At 72.8% G+C, this 6,845-nt stretch carries 5 protein-coding genes; 2 read left to right on the top strand and 3 right to left on the bottom strand.

The annotated features are described in order from the left end of the window. Nucleotides 1–40 precede the first annotated feature (40 nt). Nucleotides 41–1,279 carry a DUF2092 domain-containing protein gene (locus tag ACFU7Y_RS36960; protein WP_224282908.1) on the bottom strand — a complete coding sequence of 413 codons (1,239 nt, stop codon included), beginning with the start codon at nt 1,277–1,279 and terminating at the stop codon, nt 41–43. Between the two features lie 182 nt (nt 1,280–1,461). Between ACFU7Y_RS36960 and ACFU7Y_RS36955 the strand changes: the two genes are divergently transcribed. After that, nucleotides 1,462–4,050 carry a bifunctional FO biosynthesis protein CofGH gene (locus tag ACFU7Y_RS36955; protein ID WP_380770981.1) on the top strand — a complete coding sequence of 863 codons (2,589 nt, stop codon included), beginning with the start codon at nt 1,462–1,464 and terminating at the stop codon, nt 4,048–4,050. Between the two features lie 163 nt (nt 4,051–4,213). After that, nucleotides 4,214–5,329 carry an ADP-ribosylglycohydrolase family protein gene (locus ACFU7Y_RS36950; protein ID WP_224282910.1) on the top strand — a complete coding sequence of 372 codons (1,116 nt, stop codon included), beginning with the start codon at nt 4,214–4,216 and terminating at the stop codon, nt 5,327–5,329. Between the two features lie 103 nt (nt 5,330–5,432). On the opposite strand, the gene ACFU7Y_RS36945 is transcribed toward ACFU7Y_RS36950, so the two are convergent. Continuing rightward, nucleotides 5,433–5,648, bottom strand: coding sequence for a DUF397 domain-containing protein (locus tag ACFU7Y_RS36945; RefSeq protein WP_380770980.1), 216 nt, complete (start codon nt 5,646–5,648; stop codon nt 5,433–5,435). Beyond that, a complete protein-coding gene (locus tag ACFU7Y_RS36940; RefSeq protein WP_224282912.1) occupies nt 5,645–6,508 on the bottom strand; it encodes a helix-turn-helix transcriptional regulator in 864 nt (287 codons plus the stop codon). Before ACFU7Y_RS36940 ends, ACFU7Y_RS36945 begins: the two co-directional genes overlap by 4 nt. Nucleotides 6,509–6,845: the final 337 nt, after the last annotated feature.

Below are 6,845 nucleotides of genomic sequence, written 5' to 3'. Positions count from 1 at the left end.
GCTCCGTAACGTCCCCCGTTACGGGAGCCTTGGTCATCCGTCAGTTCACCCCGGCGGCGTGCTGGAGGACCGGCAGGGTCACCGCGCCGGCCAGGACCCGGCCGTCGTCGGTCAGCAGGACGTTGAGCACCTTGGTGCTCACCAGGGTGCCGCCGTCGACCGGCTTGCCGAGCGACTTCACCATGGCCTGCGGGTTCAGCGACTGCGCCGCCTTGTCCCCGTGGCCGCCGTGCTTGCCGCCCTTGGCGTCGCCCTTCGGCGCCGCGTCCACCGCGTTCGGCAGCCGGGTGGAGACGACCGTCGTCCAGCCCTCGCCGATCACGTCGACGCCCTCGGGTGCCCCGGTGCCCCGGTGCTCCCGGGCCTCGCCCGGCGCGCCCTTGGCCGCGCCGTCCGCCTTCTGCTCCGTCACCTTGGCGCCCGCGGGGGCGGTGAAGTCGAAGGTCTTGTCGGCCGGCTTGGCGAAGGACACCTGGGTGAAGCGGACGTTCAGCACGGTGCTGCCGTCGACGGACTTCACCGCCACCGACAGCGGCACCCCGTTGTCGGCGGCCACCGCGATCCGGACCTCGGCGAGGGTCGAACCGGACTGGGTGGGCCTCACGCTCAGCTGGTAGGCGTTCTGCCCCGCCACCTTGGCCGTCCCCGCGACGGTCACCGAGGTGGTGCCGGCGCTCTCGGCCAGGAACTGCTTGGCGGCCTCCTGCGGGGTGGTCGGCAGCTCGGACAGCGGCGCCTTGGGGTGCTGCTCGCCGGCGGCCCGCCCGGTCATGTGCACCGCGGTGTTGGACGAGCTGTCCCAGGCCCAGGCCTGGTCACCGTTGCGGACCAGGCTGTAGCCGGCCATCTTCTCCAGCACGTCCACCCGCTGGCGGTCCGGGCCGTCCACCGCGATCCGCAGCGTCTGGTCCCCACCGAGCAGGCCGAGCAGCTTGGACTTCGGGTCCGCGGCGGAGCCCTGGCTGTCGCCGCCGTGCCCGCCGACCGCCCCGCCGGCCGCGCCCAGCAGCTGGCCGGGCACACCGAGGTCGGTGCTGATCGAGACCGTCCCGGACAGCGCCTGCGTCTCGGAGCCGAGCACCTTGGCGACCAGCTGCTCCGCCGTCAGCGTCGGCAGGTCGGGCGCGCCGTCGGCGGCCAGCGCCGGGACCAGCCCCACCCCGGCGGCGATCACCGCGGCCACCGCCGCCGGCACCCCGGCGCGCATCAGGACGCGTCGCCGGGAGCGGTACGGCACGCCGCCGTCCAGATCGTCCCCCGCCGCCTTCTCATTGGTCATGGCGTCCTCAACTCCTCCGTGTCCACGTGTGTTTGCTCTTGCTCCTCCATTAGAGGCCGCCGCGCCGCCGCCGTCATCGCCCTGTGGGGCCAGATCGGGGTGGCCTTCTTGGGTACGCCGACCCTGAGACGGCCTCAGGGTTGGATCCACCCTGGGTCCCATCGCTGGCGTAGGGTCGCGCCATGGACGGAACCGCCACGGACGCCAGCACCCCGCCGACCGCGAACGCGATGCGCCGCGCCCTGCGCCGCGCCCGGGACGGCGTCGCCCTCGACGTGACCGAGGCCGCCGTGCTGCTCCAGGCCAGAGGCGAGGACCTGCTCGACCTCTGTTCCAGTGCCGCCAGGGTCCGGGACGCCGGCCTCGAAGCGGCCGGCCGCCCCGGCGTCATCACCTACTCCAAGAGCGTCTTCATCCCGCTCACCCGGCTCTGCCGCGACAAGTGCCACTACTGCACCTTCGCCACCGTCCCCGGCAAGCTCCGCCGCGAGGGCCACGGGATGTACATGTCCCCGGACGAGGTGCTGGAGGTGGCCCGCCGGGGCGCCGAACTCGGCTGCAAGGAAGCCCTGATCACGCTCGGCGACAAGCCCGAGGACCGTTGGCCCGAGGCCCGCGAGTGGCTGGACGCGCACGGCTACGACGACACCATCGCCTATGTGCGCGCCATGTCGATCCGCATCCTGGAGGAGACCGGCCTGCTGCCGCACCTCAACCCCGGGGTGCTGAGCTGGACGGACTTCCAGCGGCTCAAGCCGGTCTCCGCCTCCATGGGCATGATGCTGGAGACCACCGCCACCCGGCTGTGGAGTGAGCCCGGCGGCCCGCACTTCGGCTCCCCCGACAAGGAGCCCGCCGTCCGGCTGCGGGTGCTGGAGGACGCCGGGCGCAGTTCCGTCCCGTTCACCAGCGGCCTGCTGATCGGCATCGGCGAGACGTACCAGGAGCGCGCCGAGTCGCTGTTCGCGCTGCGCAAGGTCTCCCGCGCCTACCACGGCGTCCAGGAGCTGATCCTGCAGAACTTCCGGGCCAAGCCGGACACCGCGATGCGCGGCATGCCGGACGCCGAACTGGACGAGCTGGTGGCCACGGTGGCGGTGGCCCGGCACCTGATGGGCCCGGCCGCCTGCCTCCAGGCCCCGCCGAACCTGGTGGACGGCGAGTACGAGCGGCTGATCGCGGCCGGCATCGACGACTGGGGCGGGGTCTCCCCGCTCACCCCGGACCACGTCAACCCCGAGCGCCCCTGGCCGCAGATCGAGCGGCTGGCCGAGCGCTCGGCGGCGGCCGGCTTCGCACTGCGCGAGCGCCTCGCGGTCTACCCCGAGTACGTGCGCCGCGGCGAGCCCTGGCTGGACCCGCGGGTGCTGCCGCACGTGCGCGCCCTGGCCGACCCGGCCACCGGCCTGGCCGACCCGGACGCGGTCGTCCGCGGCCTGCCCTGGCAGGAGCCCGAGGACCTGCCGGAGTCGTACGGGCGCACCGACCTGCACGCCACCATCGACACCGAGGGCCGCACCGGCGACCGCCGGGCCGACTTCGAGGACGTGTACGGCGACTGGGAGGTGCTGCGCGAGCAGGTGCTCGCGAAGGGCGCCCCCGAGCGGCTGGCCGGGGACCTCCGGGAGGCCCTGGCGGTGGCCGCGGACGACCCGACGGGGCTGACCGACGACCAGGCGCTGGCCCTGTTCCACGCGGACGGTCCGGCCCTGGACGCGCTGTGCCGGATCGCCGACTCGGTGCGCCGGGACGCCGTCGGGGACGACGTCACCTACTGCGTCACCCGGAACATCAACTTCACCAACGTCTGCTACACCGGCTGCCGCTTCTGCGCCTTCGCCCAGCGCCGCACCGACGCGGACGCCTACACCCTCTCCCTGGAGCAGGTCGCCGACCGGGCCGCGCAGGCCTGGGAGGTGGGCGCCACCGAGGTCTGCATGCAGGGCGGCATCCACCCGGACCTGCCCGGCACCGCCTACTTCGACATCGCCCGCGCGGTGAAGGAGCGGGTGCCCGGCATCCACGTGCACGCCTTCTCGCCGATGGAGGTGGTCAACGGCGCGACCCGTACCGGGCTGTCGATCCGGGACTGGCTGCAGCGGGCCAAGGAGTCCGGCCTGGACACCATCCCGGGCACGGCCGCCGAGATCCTGGACGACGAGGTCCGCTGGGTGCTCACCAAGGGCAAGCTGCCGGCCGCCACCTGGGTCGAGGTGGTCACCACCGCGCACGAGCTGGGCATCCGCTCCTCGTCCACGATGATGTACGGGCACGTGGACACCCCGAAGCACTGGCTGGGCCACCTGCGGCTGCTCGCGGAGATCCAGCAGCGGACGGGCGGTTTCACCGAGTTCGTGACCCTGCCGTTCATCCACACCAACGCCCCGGTCTACCTGGCCGGCATCGCCAGGCCCGGCCCGAGCGCCCGGGACAACCGCGCGGTGGTCGCGATGGCCCGGCTGCTGCTGCACCCGCACATCCCCAACATCCAGACCAGCTGGGTCAAGCTGGGCGCCGAGGGCGCGGCCGAGATGCTCCGCTCGGGGGCCAACGACCTCGGCGGCACGCTGATGGAAGAGACCATCTCGCGGATGGCGGGCTCGGCGTACGGGAGTCACAAGTCGGTGCGCGACCTCCAGGCGATCGCCGGGGCGGCGGGGCGCCCGCACCGCCAGCGCACCACCACGTACGGCGAGGTGCCGGCCGAGCGGCAGGCCGCGGCGCTGGCCTCGGACGGGCACCTGCCGGAGCTGCTGCCGGTGCTGGACTGATCCCGGGCGGCTTCCCGGCCGCCGCCCGTACGGCGGCCGGGACGGGGCACCGAAGTCCGAGGGACGGCGTCGATTCGATCGGCTCTTCGAATACAGTGCGAGGGCGCGCGCCCGGCCGAGCGTCGCGCGGACCCCCACACCCGAGGAAAGGCGCCCCGTCGTGATGCCACTGTGGTCACGCGCCCAGCAGCAGGACTACCGCAGCCGGGTGCGGGGCTGTCTGCTCGGCGGTGCCATCGGCGACGCGCTCGGTGCCGGCGTCGAGTTCGAGTCGCTGGAGAAGATCCGGGCCCAGCACGGCCCGCAGGGCGTCACCGGCTACGTCCCCGCCTACGGGCGCACCGGCGCCGTCACCGACGACACCCAGCTCAGCCTCTTCACCGTCGACGGGCTGATCCGCGCGCACATCCGGCGCGACAGCGGCAGCTGGCACCCGCCCACCGACCTGCACCTGGCCTACCTGCGCTGGGCCGCCACCCAGCGCGACTGGGGCCCGGACGAGCGTCGCCCCGACCTCGGCTGGCTCGGCCGCGAGGAGTGGCTGTACGCCCAGCGCGCGCCCGGCCAGGGCTGCCTGTCCGGCCTCAGCGGGGCCGACGCCGAGCGGCTCGGCACCCTGGAGGCCCCCAAGAACCCGCACTCCAAGGGCTGCGGCACCGTGGTGCGGGCAGCGCCCTTCGGGCTGCTCACCACCTGGGAGCCGGGCCTGGTGTTCCAGCTCGCGGTGGAGTGCTCGGTGCTCACCCACGGCCACCCCACCGGCTACCTCGCGGCGGGCGCGCTCGCGGTGATCGTCCAGTCCGTCGCCCGCGGCGGCACCCTGGAGGAGGGTGTCCACCTCGCGCTCGCCCTGCTCTCCGAACGACAGGCGCACGAGGAGACCACCGCCGCGCTGCGGGCGGCCCTGGACGCGGTGCGGGCCGGCGAGCCGTCCGCAGACCGGGTCGAGGCGCTGGGGGAGGGCTGGGTGGCCGAGGAGGCGCTGGCGATCGCGGTCTACAGCGCCCTGGTCGCGCACGACGTGCGCTCGGGCCTGCTGCTCGCGGTCAACCACTCCGGTGACAGCGACTCCACCGGCGCGATCTGCGGCAACCTGCTCGGGGCCCTGCACGGGGACACCGCGCTGCCGCCGGGCCTGCTGGCCGGGCTCGAAGGGCGCGGGGCGATCCTCGAACTCGCCGACGACTTCGTGCTGGAGCTGGTGCACGGCGCCGAACTGCACGACCGGCAGACTCCGGAGGGCGCCAACTGGACCGCCCGCTACCCGGTGGTGAGCTGAGACCGGGTCCTGACACGGAAGTTGCCCGTAGCGCCGACCGCCGCCGAGGGCGACGGACACCGCTACGGGCAACTGGTCCGAGTGCGGAACCGCGTGGGGTGGGTCAGCCGGGGAGCTCGCCGAAGGCGTCGCCCGCCGCCGCTGAGGCGAAGGCGTTCCAGGCCTCGGTCGAGAAGCGCAGTTGCGGGCCCCGGGGGTCCTTGGAGTCCCGGACGGCCACCTCCCCCGCGCCTGGGACGGCGATCTCCACGCAGGCGCCTTGGCCCCCGCTGTGACTGCTCTTGCGCCAACGGGTTCCGTACTCGGACGGGGTGATCATTCGTGGAATTCCTTCTCGATGTCGGCTATCAGCGACCGGCTCTCCGCGACACCGAGTGCGGCCGCTCTCAGGTAGTCGTACAGACCGGTATAGCGGCGCACGTCCGCCTCCTTCTCCAGGTACAGATCGCTCGTCACACCTTCGAAGTAGACAACCGTGGAATCGGCTGACTCGGGGAACTCCAGCAGCGAGAATGTCCCGGTCATGCCGGGATGGGCGCCGTGCGAGAACGGGATCACCTGGATGGTGATGTTCGGACGCTGGCTGAGCTCCATCATCTGCTGCAGCTGCTGGGCCATCACCGCCTTGCTGCCGACCTCGCGGCGCAGCACCGCCTCGTCTATGACGGTCCACAGGCTGCCCAGCTGGTTCTCGCCGTGGACGCGTTCCTGGCGCTTCATCCGGACCTGGACCCGGCGCTGCACGGCGACCGCGTCGGTGTCCGGCTGGGTGCCCTCGACCACGGCCTGGGCGTAGTGCTCGGTCTGCAGCAGGCCGGGGACGAAGGAGGATTCGTACGCGCGGATCGAGGAGGCCTCGGCCTCCAGCCCGATGTAGACGCTGTACGGGGTCGGCATGTCGTTGAAGTCGTGCCACCAGCCTCGCTGGCGCGACTCCTTGGCCATCTCCATCAGACTGGCGCGCAACTTGTCGTCGGGCACGTTGTACACGTCGCAGAGGTCGCGTACGTCGCGCTGGCTGATGCTGCGGCGGCCGTTCTCCAGCCGGCTGATCTTCGACTGGGAGACCATCAGCCGGCCGGCGACCTCCTCGGCCGTCATGCCCAGGCCCTCGCGGAGCTTGCGCAGCTCCGAACCGAGGCGCCGGCGGCGCACGGTGGGATTGACGTTGGCGGACACTTCGACCTCCGGCCGGACCTCTGGTGCTCGTTGGAACGGCAGTCCTCGGAACACTTCGGACATTGGGACCAACCCCCCTGACTTGGAGCAGCATGTCACCTTGGGCCAGGTCGGCGCCGGGGAATCACAGCAGCGCGGTAGAACAGATCATCGGAAAAGCACTTCCGCGAGACAGCGAAAGCCCCCAGGTGGTAATGCGGCTCGGCGACTCGGACAGGTGCTGCGGCGGCCGTCCCCGGACCGGCCCGCACGTGCCCCCGGCACCTGCGGGGTCGGGCCGTTGCCGGGTGTCCGGGGACGGCAGAGGGGCGGTCGCCGGGCGACTCGCGTCGCGGGG

Origin of the sequence: Kitasatospora sp. NPDC057542, from assembly GCF_042801945.1 — a bacterium.
Lineage (GTDB): Bacteria > Actinomycetota > Actinomycetes > Streptomycetales > Streptomycetaceae > Kitasatospora.
Note: the sequence above shows the minus strand (reverse complement) of the source record. Positions and strands in the feature narration are given on the sequence as shown.